Raw genomic sequence first — 19199 nt, forward strand, 5'->3', positions numbered from 1 at the left:
CCCTTTATATTTTTTTAAAAATTTAATTATGGACCGTGTCCGTTGGTAAATAAAATTTGGCATCGCTTACATTTGTAATTCGACAAAGTTTTTACTATTGGCAACTTATAAATAAAGTTTAATACAATTTCAAATATTCCGACTAGAACAACAATTGCTCATGTTTTTGATTTAAATAGACAAAAATTGTTCATTAGCGATAAGGCAGCAATTTGAGTAAAACAGAGCATGGAATTTTTACCGTACTGACCTTGGCTATGGTCACCCAACCCCTTTATTGGTTACCCGACTGACAGATTTTTCTTCGCTTGGGGCATCCATTCCCTTTATTGATTACCGTACCGACGGGTATTGCTTCGCTTCGGGCATCCATTCCCCTTATTGGTTACCGTACCGACGGGTTTTGCTTCGCTTCGGGCATCCATTCCCCTTATGGGTTACCGCACCAACGGACTTTGCTTCGCTTCGGGCATCCATTCCCCTTATTGGTTACCGTACCGACGGGTTTTGCTTCGCTTCGGGCATCCATTCCCCTTATTGGTTACCGCACCAACGGACTTTGCTTCGCTTCGGGCATCCATTCCCCTTATGGGTTACCGCACCGACGGGTTTTGCTTCGCTTTGGTCACCCATACCCCTTATTGGTTACCGTACCGACGGGTTTTGCTTCGCTTGGGGCATCCATTCCCTTTATTGATTACCGTACCGACGGGTTTTGCTTCGCTTCGGGCACCCATTCCCCTTATTGGTTACCGCACCGCCTGATTCCTCATGACTATGGGCACCCGTACAAAGCAATAAAACTATTCGTTCCTTTTTAAAGCGGTGAAGCGACAATCTAATAGGAAACAGCCTAAAATTAGAACGTAAAAAAACCATCCGGCATTGAGCCGGATGGCATTTTAGTCAAATGTAATTTCCCCTATTGCGATTAATGACTTTATGATTAGAAGCAGTTGATGCATTTCATGGGGTTCTCTAATATCCTTTTCTAGCAAGTTTTCAATTCGGCTGATACGATGCCGGAGACCGCTCATCGACAAGGCCAGGTCTTGCATTGTTTGCTCAAGCTTACCTCCGTTCAGCAGAAAGCTATACAATGTTTTCAGTAGTTCCAGCATTTTAGGGTCCTCAAAACGATAAAGCGGACCAAGCTCCTGCTCGGCAATCATTTTGATCCCGCTGATATTCTTTGAGTTAATCAGCACCCCTACGATCCCTAATGACTGGAACTGCACAATCTTCTTCTTAACTGCTAGTCTTATAGCTATAGCCGCTTCCTCATAACATCTGGACGCTTGGCCAATATCCTCTCCTCGGCGGCTGATGCCCAGTTTAAAATGACCTTGGGGAAATTTCTGATTCATATAATTGAAGTATTGTTGCATGACGTCATCGATTGTCTTGTTTTGGAGGGTCTCCGTTGTGATTAGTAAAACCATGCTGCCGTCCCGGTGTCCAGCCAAGATATTTTGCTTTTTATTTTTAAAATAACGGAATGTCGATTCGAAAATTTGTTCCTCTAAAAGAAAGTCATCTTCAATCGAGCCTTGCGTTTTCCCATATTCCATTACGGCTATATAATAGTGTTTCTCGAGGTTTACACCAGTATATTTCCCCCGCTTGATCATCTCACTGGCAGGAAGTCTCCCCTCCAGGATTTGTTCGAGGAAACTGCCTTTCATTCTTTCAAATGTCTCAAACTTCGTTTTTTCATTTAAGAGAATCAGTGAGGATGCATTGGCAAACCGGTCTAAAAACAAATAATCTTCTTCTTGATAATGATTGTTGATATCTTCATAGAGAAAGGAACAATAACCGATGACTTCTTTTTGTAATAGAATCGGCGTAATCAGACGTTCTTGAATGGATGTTTTAATGATTTTTTTTCTAAAAGGCAATAACGGGTTTGTGTGAAATTGTGTTTTTTGAAGGTAATTTTCCATATCAGTTTTTAAAAGTAAATGTTGTTCTTGTTCCAAGCCTGAATAGGTAATCGTGCTATGGACTGCATCTTCAACAATAATCGGGATTTTTACCGTCTCATAGACCATGTCGGCAATGGTTTGCAAGTCAGTGCCGTTGATAATTTCTTCAGTTAACTGATTTTGGAAATGGGCTAAACGGGTGACGATATTTTTCTGGTCAAGCAATTGATCATAGGTCAACTCAAGTTCTTTTACAATTGGGGTTTCATTGTAAAAATCGAGTGCATCCTCTTCCTGAAGTTCCTGTTCCCATTCTTTCTTTGGCTTTATCACCCAGCGGCACTCTGAATCTCCCTTACCTACACATGTGGTCTCTCTCGCCAAAAGTGTCTCCCCAAATATCGTTGACATAAAACCGCTCGCAAAACCAATCAGTGTATGACACACGGGACCATTTGACTTTCCGATTCCTTTTAGATGCTCGACAGCCTCATAGGAATCGTACCAAGTTCCATAGGAATAAAAATTCTTGATTCTCTTATTTTTATCTAATTCATAGGTGCAATCATGTTTAATCCCGCTAATATGGCCATTTTGGATATGAATAATCGGTCCATGTTTAATGAGATATTCCAACGATGATCCGGATTCGAGGGCTTCTTTCGCCACTTTGACACCCATTTCCCAGCCATAATGAAACAAGAATCCCTTAATCCGTTTAATGCCAATATTTTTTGCAAGCTGCTTCCTAAGGATCCCAAAGACAGACGCAGATGTGATAATCTTGCGGTCTTCTATAACGGCCTCTTGGCTATAATTTTCTGCTGAAATTCTAACGCTCATGCCATCACATCCTGTTTGATAATAAAGTGAACATTTCATTAAAAAAGGAAATTGTGACTTGCCTATTATTTGCCCGCTAATTACAAAACTTAGGATTGTAAGCGCAAACATATACCATTATTCTATTAGAAAAATTCGAATATATCAAAATAATTATACCTGGAAGTTTAATATTGCCTTTACTATGAACTTGGAATATTCCAACACCATAAAGAGGAAAATAATGAAAAAACGTTAATAGAGTATTGTAATGACCCTTTTGTTCCACTTTAAAGGGTCATATGGTACTCTCTGTAGAGACAGTGATTAGAAAGAGGGATCATTATTAACATTTTGTGGGATTTCGACGGAACGCTTTTTGACACCTATCCAGCACTGGTCGAAGGATTTGTTCAGTTGGCCCAGCAGGAACTTGACCGCGGTGAGGTATTAAAATGGCTAAAAAAGGATTCTAAAACGGCCTTTAAACATTATGGAATTGATGAGAGCCGGAGGGGTGAGTACCAAACGTCTTTTAATTATTTTTCCAAAAGGATCAGCAGGCCATTTGATGGCGTTGAGGATGCTTTAGCAGCTGTTGAGAACAATGTAATTGTGACTCACCGCGATAAGGAATCCACCATTTATCTACTGGAGAAATTTCATTTATTAAAATACTTTAAGGACATTGTTTCCGTTGAAGAACAGGGCTTTACTAGAAAACCTCATCGCTCGTCATATGAATATGTCCTTAAAAGCCATCACATTGATTTGGTAGTTGGAGACCGGGAACTGGATTTAATTCCTGCAAGAGAGTTACAGATCAAAACTGTCGCCTTTCAGAATCGAAACATTGAAGCGGATTTTCATATTGAGAGCTATGCGGATTTTATTCCGATGGTTCTCAATAGGCTGTAGGAAAACGAATTCTGTTCATATTTTTTTAATGCAGGTTTAACAATTTGCTAACATCTATAACACTGTTTATTAACATCGGACCGTTATAGTATTCAGTAGAGGGGATGGCATGCGTGGCCATCACGGTATTTGGCGTAGGTGGAGCCGATACTTTACTGTTTCTGTCTTCCCTTGTGATAACGTAGAAAAAGCTATCCTTAAATGAAATTTGACCTCAAACTTTACAGTCTTTTTTTTGTAAAAGCAAATGGCTCAGTCGACTGGGCCATTTGCTTTTTTTCTTTTCCCCAAAAAAGCTAAATTATCATTAAACCCAACCTCAAACCCCTGGAAATATAGTAAAATTTAGGTAATAACTTACTGCTTGAAAGGAGGAAACTCCACCATGCCAGATTGGTCGTATCACACCATCTTCAAGCCGATTCTTCAAAAACTTCCGCCGTCGTTCAGCCGGGAGTTTATTCACCGCGGAATGAGCCTGTTATCGTCCTCAAGAATAGGTGAAGCATTGATAGAATTTCTTGGCCACATGGCCACTTCAAAAAAACTGGAGAAAACATTGTTCGGTGTTCAAATTGCTTCGCCTGTTGGTCTAAGCGGCCAAATCGATCCCCAATTATCGGGACTGAAGGCTTTTCAGAACCTTGGCTTTGGCTTCATTGAGATTGGCCCGGTTTCGATACAGGGTTCAGCAAGTTCAGAAGAACTTCATATTGACCTAAAACAGAAACAAATATCGAGAAATCCTGACTTATCGATAATGTTAACTACAGTTAAGAAGCAGCTACACTCTGTTAAGAAAAAGAAGGTACCTTTTTTTATAAGAGCTGATGGGAACTCTACAGAGATAGAGCAGATATGCGAAGAACTCCTCCCTTATAGCAATGCCTTTATTATCAACTGCCATACGTTTGAATCAGCCAACCAATATGAACTTTTTCAAAAAAAATTTAATAAACCCGTTATACTGTCTTGTTCAGCGGAACAAATCGAAAAACTAACATACTACCAACCTAGCGGAATACTACTTGAAGGTTTTCCTTCACTTGATGCACTTGCTGCTATAAGGAAAACAGTTGGTGACAACGTGCCGATTATCACCTCAGGCGGGATCCGCGAGCCGGCAGATGCGGTTACATTATTGGAAAACGGTGCTTCCCTTGTCATGTTAGGCTATGAATATGTATTTGCTGGACCCGGTCTCCCTAAGCGGATTAATGAAGTGTACTCCCACACGTTACCGAAAGAATCAGTGCAGATTCATGGATGGCTTTGGTATTGGCTATTTGGTTTGGCCATTACCATTGCAGGGTTCATTGCCCTATTTTTCAGTATGACAGCAATTATCCTTCCATATGATGAAGGCTTTTTAGGCATCATGAGAAGCGACATTTTAAATTTCAATCCTGCCATTTTATACTTCATGGCGCACGACCGGATGACTCTTTCCGGGACCATGATATCGGGCGGAATCATCTACATGCAGCTGGCGAGGCATGGCATAAGAAACGGCCTGCATTGGGCCAGAAAAGCTGTGAATATTGCGGGGATTATTGGTTTCCTTGGAATTTTTCTATTTATCGGCTACGGGTATTTCGATTGGCTTCATGGATTGTTTTGGCTGATTTTATTGCCGTTATTTATTTTGGGATATATAAAATCAAGAAATGCCAAAGAAGCGCCATCCAGCACCAACCTTTTCAATCATCGAGACTGGAGGTGGAGCTTAATCGGGCAGCTTTCCTTTATCATATTAGGGTTTGCTTTAACGGTTGGTGGATTGGTCATCTCCGTAATCGGCGCATCCAGTGTCTTTGTGCCGACTGATCTTGAATATATATGCCTTACGCCAGATTTGCTGAATGAATTTAATGAACGGTTAATCCCTGTTATCGCCCATGACCGGGCTGGGTTTGGCAGTGCCCTGCTAAGTGTGGGACTGCTTGTATTGATGCTTGCCCTGTGGGGAATTCGCGAAGGGGAACGCTGGGTCTGGTGGACCTTCACCATCGGGGCCATCCCCGCCTTTTTATCCGGGTTGATCACTCATTTTATTATTGGCTATACCGATTTTGTCCACTTATTACCTGCATATATTGCAGTTATTCTTTACATGCTAGGAGTCATTTGCACTGCTCCGTTTTTATTGATGCACCGGGACGGTTCTCATGCTTCTGATGCATGAGAACCGTCCCCATGTGTCTAAACGCAAGTAAACGATTGAATTTGCCGTAGGTTTATTCCGAAATACATCCATCTAAATCCAGTCCATCTGTACCCTGCGACTGAGTTACGTCCGACAAATATTGGATAGAACCAAAATTGCTCAAAACCTCTTAGCCATATATAGGTGTATCTGAACAAACATCTTCTAATACCGCCTGGATCAACTGCAAATGCTTCAACTTGCTGTTGTGTCTGTGTGGGAACAAAGGATGGCGGTGGTGACGCTGGCGGTCCAACTTGCGGGACTTGCCCTGGTGGTCCCATGGGCGGTCCTGCTCCTGGGCCTTGACCCGGTGGGGCCGTAGGCGGTCCCGCTCCTGGACCTTGACCGGGTGGGGCAAATGGTGGTGAAAAGCCAGGTGCCCCTGATGGTGGTCCCATTGGTGGGCCAAATTGTCTTTCATAAGGGTTCATTTGGTAATAATACTCCTCTGGAAATGGAGTTGAATACACATGAATTTCATGAGCATATGGATTGCTATTATACTGAGTTATAGAATTAGGATACATAAAATGCACTCCTTTCTTTAAAGACCTACATCATCATATTCTTTAGTCATTGACCTATCAACTTGTTCTCTCAAAAATGGGCATCACCTATAAAAATGTTATTCATTCCTACGATATTTGTCCCAATCAGTAATCTCACAGAAAAAGACATCCTATGTTAAAATTTATTTAAGAGACATCTTTTTCCAATGCGTTTCTACCTTTTTGAAAAATGAAGGAGGTACACCAATGAATACATGGATAAAAAACGGATTTTCTATATCTACTAATAAAGACTATTTAGATATTGATGCCATTCACAAATTTTTAAGCGAAGAAGCATACTGGGCATTGGGCAGGCCAAAGGAAACTATAAAAAAGTCCATTGACAATACAACCTTATGTTTTGGCGTCTATAAAGGGGATGTCAGCAAAGGCGATGTAGAGCAGGTTGGCTTTGCAAGGGTCGTATCAGATTTAACGATATTTGCGTATCTTGCAGATGTGTTCATTGTGCCTGAATACCGGAAATTAGGTTTGTCCAAATGGTTAATGGAAGTGATCACCAACCACCCAGACCTGCAAAACGTCCGCAGGTTTATGTTAGTCACAAATGATGCCCACACCCTGTATAGCCAATTCGGTTTCAAAGCGATTGATCACCCAGAACGGTTTATGGAAAAATTTCGTGGATGACACATGGGGACGGTTCTCGTGCATCAGATGCACGAGAACCGTCCCCATGATTCAATTTTAATAGAATAGGAGATTTCTATGGACAAAATAAATTTTTCAATCGTGGATGTTTTTTCACAGGGGAAATATACAGGAAACCAGCTTGCTGTTTTCAAAAATGCGGGACATCTTTCAGACCGGGAAATGCAGCAAATCGCGAAGGAAATGAATTATTCGGAGTCTACTTTTATTCTATCTGACCAAACAAAAGACGGTGGCTACGATGTTCGCATCTTCACCCCCAATGAAGAGGTGCCTTTTGCCGGTCATCCGACGCTGGGAACTGCCTATGTTATCCAACATGAGCTATTAAAGGAACCTGCAGAATCGCTTACGCTAAATTATAAGGCTGGCCCGATTCCCGTCTCGTTTGTTGCAAACGAAGGCCTTATTTCGATGAAACAAAATAAACCTGTCTTCGGAAAGATATTAGAGACCGACCCAGTTTGTGGTGTCTTACAGATTGAGAAGGATGCGATTGATGAGCGATTCCCCATCCAAGAGGTTTCCACTGGGCTTCCTGTCATTCTTGTCCCTTTAAAAAATCTGGACGCTGTCAAAAGAGTAAAGATTAATTTAGAAAAATATTATGAGTTGATTGAGAATACGGAGGCAAAAGCGATTATGGTATTTGCTCCTGAAACGTATCATCCAGAAAATCAGGTAAATGTTCGTGACTTTGCAGATTATTTTGGGGCGCCGGAAGATGCTGCTACGGGCAGTGCAAATGGATGCTTGGCTGCCTACCTGGTAAAATACCGATTTTTCCAAACAAGCGAAATCAATATACGGGTCGAACAGGGATATGAAATGGACAGACCCTCTTTATTGTTTTTAAAGGCGGATGAGCAAAACGGCGAAATCAACATTTCTGTTGGAGGAAAGGTTGAAAAAATCGCCCAGGGTGAATGGCTGCTTTGATGCACGGGGACGGTTCTCATGCATCAGATGCACGAGAACCGTCCCTACGTATCATTTTTCAGCCCACGCCTCTAATAGTTCCTGCTCTCTATCTAGTGAAATTCCTGCTTTTAAGTTGGCAGCCTTGTGCGCCTGCAACCATTCATAAACCTCTTTAATCGTCTCTTCCAGAGCTCGGAAGGTAAGGCCCTCGTTTACTGCTTTTTCGATATTGATAGAAAAAGAGCCTTTCCAAGGTTCTGTTTCTCCCTCCAGCGGGAAGTGTTCAGGTACCCACAGCGGCATTTCCGTCCATGGCTGCACATTACGCTCCAGCAAAAATTGTTCATCTGCCCATACCCATTCACACTCGCTATTAGCGGCAGCTTTACAGGTATCCAACAGTTCTTCCATCGTCAATTTTTCGTTTGGACCTGTCACATTAAACGTTCCTGCCTTTCTGTTTTCCGCCATATCAAACACCCATTTGGCGATATCTTTGATATCAATCAGTTGAACAAGACGGTCCGGACGCCCGGGTACCAATACTTTTCCGCCTTGAGCCACACGCTGGACCCAGTACGGAAGACGGTCCGTGTAGTCAAACGGTCCGACAAGCTGCCCTGCTCGTATATTCAACACACGCCCCGGCCAGTGCTTTTCTGCTTCCGCCTCACAGAGAACCTTCAACGCTCCGTAATGCTCATAAGGGGAAGTGCTTCCTTCCTCAACAGCTCTCAATTGATCCAGGGACAAAGTTTGTAGGTGGTAGTCTTCGGCAATATGGAGCGGAATCCAATCTCTATAAACAGAGATACTTGAAATATACGTATAATGTTCGATTTGTTCCCCAAGTGCCTCCGCAATTTTTTTAATCTGCCCTGGAGTAAACCCGCATGTATCCATCACCACATCCCACTTACGGTTTTTCAAAAGGGATACATCACCATCCCTATCACCGACAAGCTGCTCCAACTCAGGAAATGCATCTTTATTGGTTCCACGATTAAATAAGGTGATTTCGTGGCCTCTTTTCAATCCTTCCTCCACCAACGCCCTTCCTAAAAAACGAGTCCCGCCTAATACAAGAACCTTCATCCTTCTCCCCCATTTCGATTAACTTTCTTAACTTATATAACGATTAATTTTTATAAAAAGATACGGGGGAAAAGAGAAAAAATGACGCACGGGGACGGTTCTCATGCATCAGATATACGAGAACCGTCCCCGTGATTTACTCGTTATGGTAGTTTCCAAAGCAGGTTTTATAATCGATGAGTCAAAATTCCTCTACATAGAGGCTATACTCACAGCAAATCTTCTGATAAGATGCCCCCTTATAAATGAGGATTACTCCGAACTGTTTAGTGCCCTAACTGAGAGTAAAAACGATTCTATTTGGTTAAATGTTCGCCGAATATTGGAAATACTTTTATGTTTTACGTTCGGAATCAGGTTGTTATAATGGTGGGTATGAAACGTGAGGAAGGAGATGCCGCAATGACCACATTTGAAAAGTTAAAGCCGATTATTGCAGATCAACTGGGGGTTAAAATGGAGGAGGTCAGACTTGATGCATCATTCAAGGATGACTTCGAAGCTGATTCACTTGATATGGTGGACCTGACGATGGAAATTGAAGACGAATTTGCCATTGAAATTAGTGATAAAGTGGCGCCGACGTTGCAAACTGTCGGAGATGTCGTAAACTTTATTGAAAAAAATCGTTAACAAATAAGGCGGATAGCCCACGCAGACGGACACTTGAACGTATGGCAGATGGCGTCCGCTTTTTCCATATTTATAAAATTGCTGTTTGGAAACCTTTCGATTTTTAAAAAAAAGCAGCCCTCAAGACTATTCGAAACAATCCTCGAGGGCTTCCAGATATAATATAAAAGGGGGGTCTTGAAAAAGACTGTCTTAATAGTAGCTCATTATTCTTAATAAATTCTTAACTCCTGCATTGCAGGGGAGTTTTTTTAGATTTACCGTTCCTTCTTTATTTATTAATTAATTCCGTACCATACGAGTTATCGATCGCACAAAGCCATTTCCCTTGTGAATTTTTCCTAAACACATAGGTTGCCCGTCTTTCCATTGAATAGTCATTATCATTTTTATCAGCGTCAAGCAGAGTTTGGGAAATAAACAAGGCTGTGTCTCCGGCTTCTAAAAAAATCATTTCTCCCTGTGTTGGCACAAGGGTGTTATTGAAGTATTTTGCTATCGCTATAAAAGCTTTTTTGATTTCCTCTTTCCCTCGTGCAATAGTTCCAGGTTTCACAACTAAATTGGCGTTGTTTGTATAGTAATTCATCAGTGTATCAAAATCCTCTTGCTTAATGGCAAGATCACACTTCTTAATAACCTCTTTCAACTCGTGCTCCATCTAAAATCCTCCTGTAAAACCTTTTACAAAGTGTATAGCACGCCTCTAGTCTGTTGAGTTGTAAAAAATGGAAATATATTATTCCTTAATGGTAGGATCCACATTTATGACGACATTTCCCTTCTTGTGTCCTTTCTCAACATACCTATGCGCCTCAACGATCTCTTCAAACTCATAATATCTATCAATGGCCACTTTTAACTTTCCCATCTCCACAAGTTCTTTAAGGAAGTCTAATGCTTCAGGAGTTTCAGGGGAATTTCTACTCAATAATAATTTCTTACGGCTCGTCAATTGAGTCCAAAGCATTCGACCACTTGGCAGTGGGTCAGTGACATTGATATAGGTTCCATCCCTTTTTAACAATTTCATACAATCTGAAAAAGAGCTCTTGTTGACCGCTTCAAATATCACATCATAGGTCTCGCCTATCCTCGAAAAATCCCCCGCCGTATAATCAATGACCTGGTCAGCTCCCAGAGATTTAACCAACTCTAAATTTGCGGTGCTGCATACCCCTGTAACGGCTGCTCCGAAATACTTGGCAAGTTGAACGGCATAACTTCCTACACTACCAGAAGCACCATAAACTAGAACCTTTTGGCCGCTCTGTATATTTGCTTTTTTAAGAAAAAACAAGGCTGTACGTGCTCCAAGTGGTATGGCGGCGGCTTCTGCAAAGGTTAAATTGGAAGGTTTAATAGATACAGGGCCATCTTCCGGCAGACACTTATATTCGGCATAAGCGCCAAAACTCGCCAAGGATGCGGCAAAAACCTCGTCGCCTTCCTTAAACCTTTTGACATCTTTCCCAACGGACTCCACTACTCCAGTTAACTCCATCCCTAATATCTCTTTTTTCGGTTGCTTGAAACCAAGGGCTATTCGGGCAGGCAGCCAAAAAGCGGGAGGAACGATAAAACCCCGTGCACGAATATCCGCCACTGTTACGGTTGTCGCTTTTACTTTTACCAAAATTTCATTTTCTTTTGGAATAGGCTTTTCAACCTCTTTCAGTTGAAGAACATCAGGGGGACCGTACTTTGTGTATACAATAGCTCTCATCAATCCTCCTCCAATTCGTTTGTTTTATTAAATCATACGAATCATATTGATAAATAGAACAAAAGACACATGGGGACGGTTCTCATGCCTTTGATGCATGAGAACAGTCCCCGTTTATTTTGTCTGCTACAAGCCGTTATCGACACCTGGAAAGTACCTAGAACCACTTGGAGGTCTGGCAACAGAAAATTTTATCGAAAGTTTATCCAATCCCAAAAAGTTGCACGTGTGCAAAAAATGTTTACAAGGACAAAAAACTGCAGTAAAATAATTACATAAATTATTTAGTGGCCTTTTAATCAAAAAATTGCCCTCAGGAAAATTATTTAACTTAGCGCATATTTAAGGGGGGGATATTTGATGAATAATCAACCAGAATATGTGGGGGAAGAGCATGGAAGGTTAAAGCAAAGCTCTAATATAAGCTTAGAAGAGGTAAATAATACAGTAAGTGTTCCAAGTAAAGGAGGTTTTTGGCGTAAGCTATTAGCCTTTATGGGCCCTGGCTCATTAGTGGCAGTTGGCTATGTAGACCCAGGAAACTGGGCAACTTCCATTGCAGGCGGAGCCCGTTTTGGTTACACGCTGTTGATTGTCATTTTACTATCCAATTTAATTGCTATGCTGCTACAAGCATTATCATCAAAACTTGGAATCGTCACAGGAAGGGATCTTGCCCAGGCCACTAGGGATGCAACTGGGAAGAAAACAGCCTTCGTTCTTTGGATATTAACAGAATTAGCCATTATTGCCACAGATTTAGCTGAGGTAATTGGTTCAGCCATTGCTTTAAATTTATTATTTGGTATTCCCTTATTATTAGGTATTGCCATAACAACATTAGATGTGCTTTTATTACTTTATTTGCAAAAGAAAAGCTTCCGTATTATTGAATCGATTGTCATTGTTTTAATGGTTACGATCTTTATCGTATTTGCATTTGAAGTCATTGTTTCAAAACCGGAAATTGCCGCTTTATTCGGTGGGTTTGTTCCTAAACCAGAAATTGTCACAAATCCACAAATGCTCTTTATTTCTTTAGGCATATTAGGGGCAACGGTGATGCCGCACAATTTATATTTGCATTCGTCCATCGTGCAAAGTAGACAATATAAGCGGACAACAGAGGGAAAAAGAGAAGCCATTAAATTCTCCCTCATTGATTCAACCTTTTCGTTAACCGTGGCTTTTCTTATTAACTCCGCCATTTTGATTTTGGGAGCGGCCGCTTTTTATGGAACGAATTTAGATGTAACCGAAATCGAAGCAGCCTATGAATTACTTAGTCCAACGCTTGGAGTAGGGATAGCTAGTACTTTATTTGCGGTTGCCTTACTTGCTTCCGGTCAAAATGCGACCATTACTGGAACGATTAGCGGTCAAATTGTTATGGAAGGATTTATCAACCTGCGAATATCACCATGGCTTCGGCGCTTGATTACACGTTTACTAGCGGTCATACCTGCTTTTATCGTGACCTGGCTGGCTGGATCCAAAGGAACAGGTGAATTGCTGCTATGGAGTCAAGTCGTCTTAAGCTTGGCGCTTCCATCTGCCGTCATTCCTTTAGTTATATTTACTAGTGATAAAAAGAAAATGGGCGAATTTGCAAACAAACTGCCAGTGAAAATAGCAGCATGGGTCTGTACCATTGTGATCGTCTTATTGAATATATTCTTAATTGGATATATTGTTGTTACGGGTCAAGATTTAGGGTAACTGCAAAAAGTAAGTAACCAAAAAATAAAACGGTCGCCAACACCATTTGGCGACCGTTTCTATTTATTCTGGGGATACCTGCATGCATCCCCCCTAACATGAAGCAGAAGAACCGTCCCCATGCTTCATGCTTTATATCACGCTATTTTTGGCGGATGTGCTGTCGACGATGTCTGGGTCGATGACACTGCTTATTGGGATGTTGATTGGTGAGAAGTCTCCGTTTTGTTCTCCGACAGCTTGGTTTCGTTTGTAGGATACAAACTGGTCAACGTAAGCGACGGGACCAATATTAATAACGGAGGAATTATCGATGGCATTGACTTTAAAAGCTAATAGATTTACGGCTAAGGGTGTAAAAAAGACCATTTTACCACTCCTTTAATTTTTTCCGTTTTATCGAATATGAGCGACCACCGGAATGCGTTTTCTTCGCTTATAACAAACTATTTTTAACGGAAGGACTATCACTTATATCATTATCAAAGACATTAGAATTGGTCAGCAGTATGGGGGATAAGTCGCCATTTTGTTCACCAATGCCCTGACTCCGCTTATAGGATACAAATATATCAATATGTTTACTTGGACCTAAATTAATAATTCCGGAATGGTCGATGGCATTGACTTTAAAGGATAATAGATTAATATTCACCGGTCCAAAATACATCTGTCCGCCTCCCCCAAAAATATGGATCTATTGTCCAACATGACTTACTTGTTAAATTTTGCTGAAAATTGATCGATCACATCATCATCTAAAACATAATGAGAATTAAAAGTTCGAACACAATAGTCTGCATGTTGTTGGCCATACCCTTGTGTTTTTTTAGCACAAACATTTCTTCCGACTTTCACAGTTGTTCCAAAGGAAATAGAACTCAAATGGTCCAAGTTGTTCACCTTAAAATCGTCAATAGTTACATTTATTGGTTTAAAAAACATGGCTTACTCATCCCCTCTATGGATAATATCCGGCATGGGAAGCCATTCCGATTCAAAGGTTGAAGCTGAGTCGATCTGATCCCGGTCGTCTACCATACTTCTCGTTCCTACAAAACAGCTGCCGTCCCCCATATTCTGTCCTAGTCCCATATTTTTCTTATCAGAATTATGCCATTCAGCCAATAAATTGTTACCGACATTTATGGCAGAGGCATTTTCAAAAGAATTCACTTTGATAATATGAATATTAATATTAAACTGAGCAGGGATTGGTATTCGAACCATCATCAACCTCTCCTTTCACCTTTATTATTGTTATGTGTAAATAGACGAAATTATGTACAATGGATGAAGATACATAATAAAAGACACCCGAATGACATATTCAGATGCCTTTTGTCTACAATCTGGAGTGCATTAAATGGCTAATAAACGAAACACAGGGACGGCTCTCATGCATCTGATGCATGAGAACCGTCCCCATGATTTACCTTATAGGATAATAAACGCAAAGACGATTGCAAGGATTATGCGGTAGTAGGCGAATGTTGATAGCCTTACTTTGTCGAGCAGTTTTAGGAATCCGATACAGGATAGCAATGCGACTACAAAGGCTGTTACAAAACCGATGACAAAGGTTGTGATGTCTCCTGAAGTGATGGCGTCCATATTTTTCAATAAGTCTAATCCTGTTGCTCCTACCATAATAGGCAATGCCAGAATGAAGGAAAATTCGGCAGCTGTTTTTTGGCTAGCACCCACTAGTAATCCTCCAGAAATGGTAGAGCCGGCTCGTGAAAATCCTGGCCAAACAGCTAGACATTGAAACAGACCAATATATAAGGCTTGCTTATAAGATAATTGATCAATGGTGTGTGCCGTAACCGTTGTTTTCTTCTTGTCAGCATAAATTAATAAAAAGGCCCCGACTACTAAAGCAACCAAAACCACTGTTGTAGAAAACAGTACATTTTTTATAAAATCGTGGAGGACGAAGCCTACAATCACGGCAGGCAGCACCCCTAAAAATACGTGAAGAAGATTCAGTTTTGTTCTGTTGTTGTCCTTTATATTTAAACTCTTAAAGTCTAAAAGTGAAAAAAATCTTCTCCAATATAAAACCACAATCGCTAGGATCGATCCTAATTGAATGACAACTTCAAATGTTTTCGCCCGATCTCCCTCGAACCCTAATAGATGACCTGCTAAGATGAGATGTCCTGTTGATGAAACGGGAAGATATTCTGTTAGCCCTTCTACGATTCCCATTATAAAAGCTATTACGTGCTCACTCATAAAAATATTTCCTCCTAATTAAATGCTACCTTTTAATAATACCCGTTAATGACCAAAAAGCAGTATTAATTTTTCGTTAATATTTTAACATAAAACATAGGGACGGTTCTCATGCTCCTGATGCAAGAGAACCGTCCCTATGTTTCACTTTATTGATAATTTTAATGTCTCTAGATTTTTTTTCATGACGCCTATGTAGTCCAGGCCTTGTTTTTGTTCTTCTTTTGTTAGTCCTTCTAATGGATTTAATACGGCTGTTTCAGCGCCGATTTCTTTAGCTAGTGTATCAGCTACTTTTGATGAGGTTAGTTCCTCAAAATAAATGATCTTAATATTTTTCTTCTTGGTTAAATCCGTTAATTCAGCCAATTTGCCTAATGTAGGCTCGACATCCGGAGATAAGCCGGCAATAGGGATTTGCGTTAAACCGTATTGTTTGGCCAAATATCCAAATGCAGCGTGCTGGGTTACAAATTCTTTATTCTTTGCTTGATCAATGTTTTCTTTAAATTCGCGGTCTAATTTGGCAAGCTGAGAATTCAAATCAGCGGCATTTTTCTCATACTGATCTTTATTGTTTGGGTCTACCTCTCCTAAAGCCTTCGCTATTGTATCCACCTCTTGCTGGGCTAACACAGGAGAAAGCCAAACATGCGGATCTTTAGAAGACGAATGTTCTGAATGGTCATGGTCTGCCTCTTCGCCTGCTTCGAGTGCATCCATCAATTCGATTCCATCAGAGGCCTCGACAACCTTTAATTTGGAAGCATCAATGCTCTTGAGCACTTTTTCAGTCCAAGTTTCAAAGTAATGACTATTATAAATAAACACATCAGCATCTTGAATTTTCATCATATCTTTTGTAGTTGGGTCCCAATCATGTGGCTCTACACCATTTGGTATCAATAGTTCAACGTTGGCTGAATTCCCCGCCACCTTCTGCGCAAAATAATAGATGGGATAAAAAGTAGTGACAATTTTCAGCTTTTTGGCCCCATCACTCTGTTTTTCACTTTTAGTTGAAGCTGCTTTGGAGCAGCCACTTACCATCAGTAGTAAAATTATTACTAGACCTATAAGCCTTTTCATTCTCCCTTTACCTCCATTGCTATCCGTACTTAGGAATCATTACGATTTAACACGGATATTTATCTGTATTTTAAAAGCTTTTTTTGGGTTTATAAATCGAAATTATTACGATTTAAATGGTATAACGATTTATTATTTCTGTCAGCATACAATTTTTAACCAAAAGAACTGACCTTATTGCACTTTTTAAAAGAATTGTTATCCTGCTGCTGTAATGGTCCAAACAAATGGATCCTTCATTTTATTCCAATCTTGTACCATCTCCTCTTCGGTCAACAAACAGCGATCTAAAGAGGCTTTCACAAGATCTTTATCCATATCGATTCCTATTAGAACAAGTTCATTCTTCCGATCACCGAATTGTTCATCCCAGTCATCTTTTAAATCAGGATTTCCCATAAAATACTGTGCTTGCTGCTCGGAAGGCAGGGAGGCTACCCAATAAGAAACAGGGTCTACTTGTACCGATGGACCTGCTTGTGAGAATAATAAAGCAAGATCATTCCTAGTTGCACACCATACGATTCCCTTCGCCCTTACGATTTCTGCAGGCATTCCTTTTATCCAGTGATTAAACCTTTCAGAATGGAATGGAATCGAACTTCTATAAACAAAGGACCCAATCCCATACTCTTCCGTTTCTGGCGTATGCTCAGGTGCTTCCAGTTCTTTTAACCAACCGGCTGATTCACTTGCTGTTTCGAAATCAAATAAATCCGTATTTAAAATCTCTGCAGCAGGTATTTTCCCCTTAACCGTCCTGTGAAATTTTGCTGCCGGCTGCAGTTTTCTTAAAAATACCTCCAGCTGATTTAATTGTTCTTCTTCCAATAAATCGCATTTATTAAGAAGTAAAACATCACAAAACTCAATTTGGTCAATCAATAAGTCCGCAACCGAGCGATCGTCCTCTTCACCTAAAGCCTGGCTTCTTTCCAAAAGTAAATCCCCCGAAGAAAAATCATGCCAAAACCTATTTGCATCCACTACCGTCACCATGGTATCCAGCCTGCAGTATTTTGTCAGGTCGATCCCCAATTCTTCATCTATGTAAGAAAATGTTTGCGCCACTGGTACTGGTTCACTAATACCTGTTGATTCAATCAAAATGTAGTCAATATTTCCTTTCTTGACCAAACGTTCCACTTCTATTAAAAGATCTTCTCTTAGCGTACAGCAAATGCACCCATTCGATAATTCAACTAGTTTTTCTTCGGCCCTATTTAGCCCGCCCCCTTGTTTCACCAATTCGGCATCTACATTGATTTCGCTCATGTCATTGACAATGACTGCAACTCTTAACCCATCGCGGTTTTGAAGAATATGATTTAATAATGTTGTCTTACCTGCTCCTAAATAGCCGCTTAATACGGTTACTGGAATCTTAGTATCATTCATGCGAATTCTTCCTTCCTTTTCAAATCAAAATCATTACGATTTAAAGATTATGCTTAAACATGAATAAATAGAACATTCAGGATGTTCCTTAGTTTTGATGACTTTCGATAAAACTACTTCGTTTCTCTATGCAGAGTATATCGTTTCAATCTAGGGGAATATTTTCGCAATTCCAGCCTGTCAGGATTATTTCTTTTGTTTTTAGTAGTGATGTAATTTCGATCACCTGTTTCCGTACATTGCAGGGTTATTTTTACTCGCATATCATTTCCTCCTTTTTAACAAATCGTAATCATTACGTTTTGTATTTTACAGTAGTCCTTTTTATCATGTCAAGTCCATAACGAAACACGGGGACGGTTCTCAGGCATCTGATGCATGAGAACCGTCCCCATGTTTCACTTTTTAATGGTAAATGTTCCGGTTGCATTGGTCGGTTCTATTGTTAGTTGGTATTTTCCTTCTATCGGATTATCCATTAGGAGGATGTTTTTTCCGTTTTTTAAATTCATATTAAGCTTTAAGTCTTCGGATTTTAATCTTATCTGGGAGCCTTTGGGAATCGAAGCTTCAAAATTAACCTTTATCATTTTATGAGCTTGAAAGGTTGTATTTTTAGGGTTAAAGCCTGAAGCGGTAACTCGGATTGTCGCCACCTGCATATCATTTTCTTCATCAATGGAGGCTGTTTGAGTTTGCGGCTGGCCAATAACCCCGACCTTTATTTGGTTCACATTTAGCCCAAGTACAACAATGATAACAATCAAAATGGCTGAAAGTGATATAGTCGATACATTTGAAGCTTGTTTCTGATTCTTTTTTTTCGAACGATTCTCTGTTGATTTTGAAGCAAGCTGTCGATCAAAATACATTAAAGCAATGTAGGTGATGACGATAAAAGCAATATCAATGACTAGAAATGGTTTATTTGAAATAAACGTCGAATACCCCAGTACTGACCCAATTAAAGCGCCAATTAGACCGGAAAGAATATCATTCATTCCTTTTTCCGGAGGGAATAATCGGCGAACCAACAAGCCGTTACCCATTGTATAGACCAGACAAACTAACGTTGTGATTAGAACTTGATAATTTGTGGCTAACATCAATAAAAAGCCGATCGCAGCGGATGAAATGCCAATCATTAGTGCTGTTATAATTCCGATTACTCCCGAAAACCGATCTTTGTTCCGATAAAAATGGTAAATACAATAGATTTTAATTAGAAGTACTAACAAAAGACTTCCAATCTTTAATAACATGAATACACCTCTTTT

The 19199-nt window shown here is 40.3% G+C and carries 20 protein-coding genes; 6 read left to right on the forward strand and 14 right to left on the reverse strand.

Annotated features, from left to right (window positions below; all coding sequences use genetic code 11):
• Window positions 1-902: 902 nt before the first annotated feature.
• Window positions 903-2771, reverse strand: a complete 1869-nt coding sequence (locus tag KHA99_RS15700) for a V4R domain-containing protein (RefSeq protein ID WP_213118417.1) — start codon at window positions 2769-2771, stop codon at window positions 903-905.
• Between the two features lie 333 nt (window positions 2772-3104).
• Here KHA99_RS15700 and KHA99_RS15705 point away from each other — a divergent pair, with 333 nt between their 5' ends.
• Together KHA99_RS15705 and KHA99_RS15710 are read left to right on the forward strand one after the other, a co-directional pair.
• Window positions 3105-3668: an HAD-IA family hydrolase gene (locus KHA99_RS15705; protein WP_249366696.1), complete on the forward strand. Its 564-nt coding sequence runs from the start codon at window positions 3105-3107 to the stop codon at window positions 3666-3668.
• A 385-nt stretch (window positions 3669-4053) separates the two neighbouring features.
• Window positions 4054-5853 (forward strand): alpha-hydroxy-acid oxidizing protein, encoded by a 1800-nt coding sequence (locus KHA99_RS15710; RefSeq protein WP_213118418.1) that lies wholly within the window; start codon window positions 4054-4056, stop codon window positions 5851-5853.
• A 17-nt stretch (window positions 5854-5870) separates the two neighbouring features.
• On the opposite strand, the gene KHA99_RS15715 is transcribed toward KHA99_RS15710, so the two are convergent.
• Window positions 5871-6404 (reverse strand): hypothetical protein, encoded by a 534-nt coding sequence (locus KHA99_RS15715; protein WP_372447607.1) that lies wholly within the window; start codon window positions 6402-6404, stop codon window positions 5871-5873.
• A 228-nt stretch (window positions 6405-6632) separates the two neighbouring features.
• On the opposite strand from KHA99_RS15715, the gene KHA99_RS15720 reads away from it, so the two are divergent.
• Both KHA99_RS15720 and KHA99_RS15725 read left to right on the forward strand, forming a co-directional pair.
• A complete protein-coding gene (locus KHA99_RS15720) occupies window positions 6633-7079 on the forward strand; it encodes a GNAT family N-acetyltransferase (protein ID WP_213118419.1) in 447 nt (148 codons plus the stop codon).
• Between the two features lie 78 nt (window positions 7080-7157).
• Complete coding sequence (locus KHA99_RS15725; protein ID WP_213118420.1) at window positions 7158-8039, forward strand: PhzF family phenazine biosynthesis protein; 882 nt, start codon at window positions 7158-7160, stop codon at window positions 8037-8039.
• 51 nt (window positions 8040-8090) lie between these two features.
• On the opposite strand, the gene KHA99_RS15730 is transcribed toward KHA99_RS15725, so the two are convergent.
• On the reverse strand, window positions 8091-9116 hold the full coding sequence (locus KHA99_RS15730; RefSeq protein WP_213118421.1) for an SDR family oxidoreductase: 1026 nt from the start codon (window positions 9114-9116) through the stop codon (window positions 8091-8093).
• Between the two features lie 402 nt (window positions 9117-9518).
• Between KHA99_RS15730 and acpP the strand changes: the two genes are divergently transcribed.
• Window positions 9519-9749, forward strand: a complete 231-nt coding sequence (acpP, locus tag KHA99_RS15735; RefSeq protein WP_213118422.1) for an acyl carrier protein — start codon at window positions 9519-9521, stop codon at window positions 9747-9749.
• Between the two features lie 271 nt (window positions 9750-10020).
• Here the strand turns inward: acpP and KHA99_RS15740 are convergent, their stop codons facing one another.
• Together KHA99_RS15740 and KHA99_RS15745 are read right to left on the reverse strand one after the other, a co-directional pair.
• Window positions 10021-10410: a YybH family protein gene (locus KHA99_RS15740; protein ID WP_213118423.1), complete on the reverse strand. Its 390-nt coding sequence runs from the start codon at window positions 10408-10410 to the stop codon at window positions 10021-10023.
• Between the two features lie 78 nt (window positions 10411-10488).
• The gene (locus KHA99_RS15745) at window positions 10489-11475 is read right to left on the reverse strand and encodes an NAD(P)-dependent alcohol dehydrogenase (protein ID WP_213118424.1); all 987 of its coding nucleotides are present in this window, start codon (window positions 11473-11475) and stop codon (window positions 10489-10491) included.
• A gap of 360 nt (window positions 11476-11835) precedes the next feature.
• Between KHA99_RS15745 and KHA99_RS15750 the strand changes: the two genes are divergently transcribed.
• Window positions 11836-13194 (forward strand): Nramp family divalent metal transporter, encoded by a 1359-nt coding sequence (locus KHA99_RS15750; protein ID WP_249366697.1) that lies wholly within the window; start codon window positions 11836-11838, stop codon window positions 13192-13194.
• A 132-nt stretch (window positions 13195-13326) separates the two neighbouring features.
• Here the strand turns inward: KHA99_RS15750 and KHA99_RS15755 are convergent, their stop codons facing one another.
• From KHA99_RS15755 to KHA99_RS15795, 9 genes are all read right to left on the reverse strand, one after another.
• A complete protein-coding gene (locus tag KHA99_RS15755; protein ID WP_213118425.1) occupies window positions 13327-13563 on the reverse strand; it encodes a spore germination protein in 237 nt (78 codons plus the stop codon).
• A 67-nt stretch (window positions 13564-13630) separates the two neighbouring features.
• Window positions 13631-13864 carry a hypothetical protein gene (locus KHA99_RS15760; RefSeq protein WP_213118426.1) on the reverse strand — a complete coding sequence of 78 codons (234 nt, stop codon included), beginning with the start codon at window positions 13862-13864 and terminating at the stop codon, window positions 13631-13633.
• Window positions 13865-13908: 44 nt separating this feature from the next.
• Complete coding sequence (locus KHA99_RS15765) at window positions 13909-14139, reverse strand: hypothetical protein (RefSeq protein ID WP_213118427.1); 231 nt, start codon at window positions 14137-14139, stop codon at window positions 13909-13911.
• Between the two features lie 3 nt (window positions 14140-14142).
• Complete coding sequence (locus KHA99_RS15770) at window positions 14143-14424, reverse strand: hypothetical protein (RefSeq protein WP_213118428.1); 282 nt, start codon at window positions 14422-14424, stop codon at window positions 14143-14145.
• A 207-nt stretch (window positions 14425-14631) separates the two neighbouring features.
• On the reverse strand, window positions 14632-15435 hold the full coding sequence (gene bacA, locus KHA99_RS15775) for an undecaprenyl-diphosphate phosphatase (RefSeq protein ID WP_213118429.1): 804 nt from the start codon (window positions 15433-15435) through the stop codon (window positions 14632-14634).
• Window positions 15436-15579: 144 nt separating this feature from the next.
• Window positions 15580-16524 carry a metal ABC transporter substrate-binding protein gene (locus tag KHA99_RS15780; protein ID WP_213118430.1) on the reverse strand — a complete coding sequence of 315 codons (945 nt, stop codon included), beginning with the start codon at window positions 16522-16524 and terminating at the stop codon, window positions 15580-15582.
• Between the two features lie 198 nt (window positions 16525-16722).
• Window positions 16723-17922, reverse strand: coding sequence for a GTP-binding protein (locus KHA99_RS15785; RefSeq protein ID WP_213118431.1), 1200 nt, complete (start codon window positions 17920-17922; stop codon window positions 16723-16725).
• 113 nt (window positions 17923-18035) lie between these two features.
• Window positions 18036-18185, reverse strand: a complete 150-nt coding sequence (gene rpmG / locus KHA99_RS15790; RefSeq protein WP_213118432.1) for a 50S ribosomal protein L33 — start codon at window positions 18183-18185, stop codon at window positions 18036-18038.
• 135 nt (window positions 18186-18320) lie between these two features.
• Entirely contained in the window at window positions 18321-19184 is an 864-nt protein-coding gene (locus KHA99_RS15795) for a hypothetical protein (protein ID WP_213118433.1), read from the reverse strand.
• Between the last annotated feature and the right edge of the window lie 15 nt (window positions 19185-19199).

The sequence above is a fragment of the Neobacillus rhizophilus genome, assembly GCF_018343535.1.
Taxonomy (GTDB): Bacteria; Bacillota; Bacilli; order Bacillales; family Cytobacillaceae; genus Neobacillus; species Neobacillus rhizophilus.

Bases quoted from the DNA above. Each gene is read 5' to 3' on its own strand.
- KHA99_RS15700 (WP_213118417.1), bottom strand. From the start codon at position 2,771: ATGAGCGTTAGAATTTCAGCAGAAAATTATAGCCAAGAGGCCGTTATA.
- KHA99_RS15710 (WP_213118418.1), top strand. From the start codon at position 4,054: ATGCCAGATTGGTCGTATCACACCATCTTCAAGCCGATTCTTCAAAAA.
- KHA99_RS15715 (WP_372447607.1), bottom strand. From the start codon at position 6,404: ATGTATCCTAATTCTATAACTCAGTATAATAGCAATCCATATGCTCAT.
- KHA99_RS15720 (WP_213118419.1), top strand. From the start codon at position 6,633: ATGAATACATGGATAAAAAACGGATTTTCTATATCTACTAATAAAGAC.
- KHA99_RS15725 (WP_213118420.1), top strand. From the start codon at position 7,158: ATGGACAAAATAAATTTTTCAATCGTGGATGTTTTTTCACAGGGGAAA.
- KHA99_RS15730 (WP_213118421.1), bottom strand. From the start codon at position 9,116: ATGAAGGTTCTTGTATTAGGCGGGACTCGTTTTTTAGGAAGGGCGTTG.
- acpP (WP_213118422.1), top strand. From the start codon at position 9,519: ATGACCACATTTGAAAAGTTAAAGCCGATTATTGCAGATCAACTGGGG.
- KHA99_RS15740 (WP_213118423.1), bottom strand. From the start codon at position 10,410: ATGGAGCACGAGTTGAAAGAGGTTATTAAGAAGTGTGATCTTGCCATT.
- KHA99_RS15745 (WP_213118424.1), bottom strand. From the start codon at position 11,475: ATGAGAGCTATTGTATACACAAAGTACGGTCCCCCTGATGTTCTTCAA.
- KHA99_RS15750 (WP_249366697.1), top strand. From the start codon at position 11,836: ATGAATAATCAACCAGAATATGTGGGGGAAGAGCATGGAAGGTTAAAG.
- KHA99_RS15755 (WP_213118425.1), bottom strand. From the start codon at position 13,563: ATGGTCTTTTTTACACCCTTAGCCGTAAATCTATTAGCTTTTAAAGTC.
- KHA99_RS15760 (WP_213118426.1), bottom strand. From the start codon at position 13,864: ATGTATTTTGGACCGGTGAATATTAATCTATTATCCTTTAAAGTCAAT.
- KHA99_RS15765 (WP_213118427.1), bottom strand. From the start codon at position 14,139: ATGTTTTTTAAACCAATAAATGTAACTATTGACGATTTTAAGGTGAAC.
- KHA99_RS15770 (WP_213118428.1), bottom strand. From the start codon at position 14,424: ATGGTTCGAATACCAATCCCTGCTCAGTTTAATATTAATATTCATATT.
- bacA (WP_213118429.1), bottom strand. From the start codon at position 15,435: ATGAGTGAGCACGTAATAGCTTTTATAATGGGAATCGTAGAAGGGCTA.
- KHA99_RS15780 (WP_213118430.1), bottom strand. From the start codon at position 16,524: ATGAAAAGGCTTATAGGTCTAGTAATAATTTTACTACTGATGGTAAGT.
- KHA99_RS15785 (WP_213118431.1), bottom strand. From the start codon at position 17,922: ATGAATGATACTAAGATTCCAGTAACCGTATTAAGCGGCTATTTAGGA.
- rpmG (WP_213118432.1), bottom strand. From the start codon at position 18,185: ATGCGAGTAAAAATAACCCTGCAATGTACGGAAACAGGTGATCGAAAT.
- KHA99_RS15795 (WP_213118433.1), bottom strand. From the start codon at position 19,184: ATGTTATTAAAGATTGGAAGTCTTTTGTTAGTACTTCTAATTAAAATC.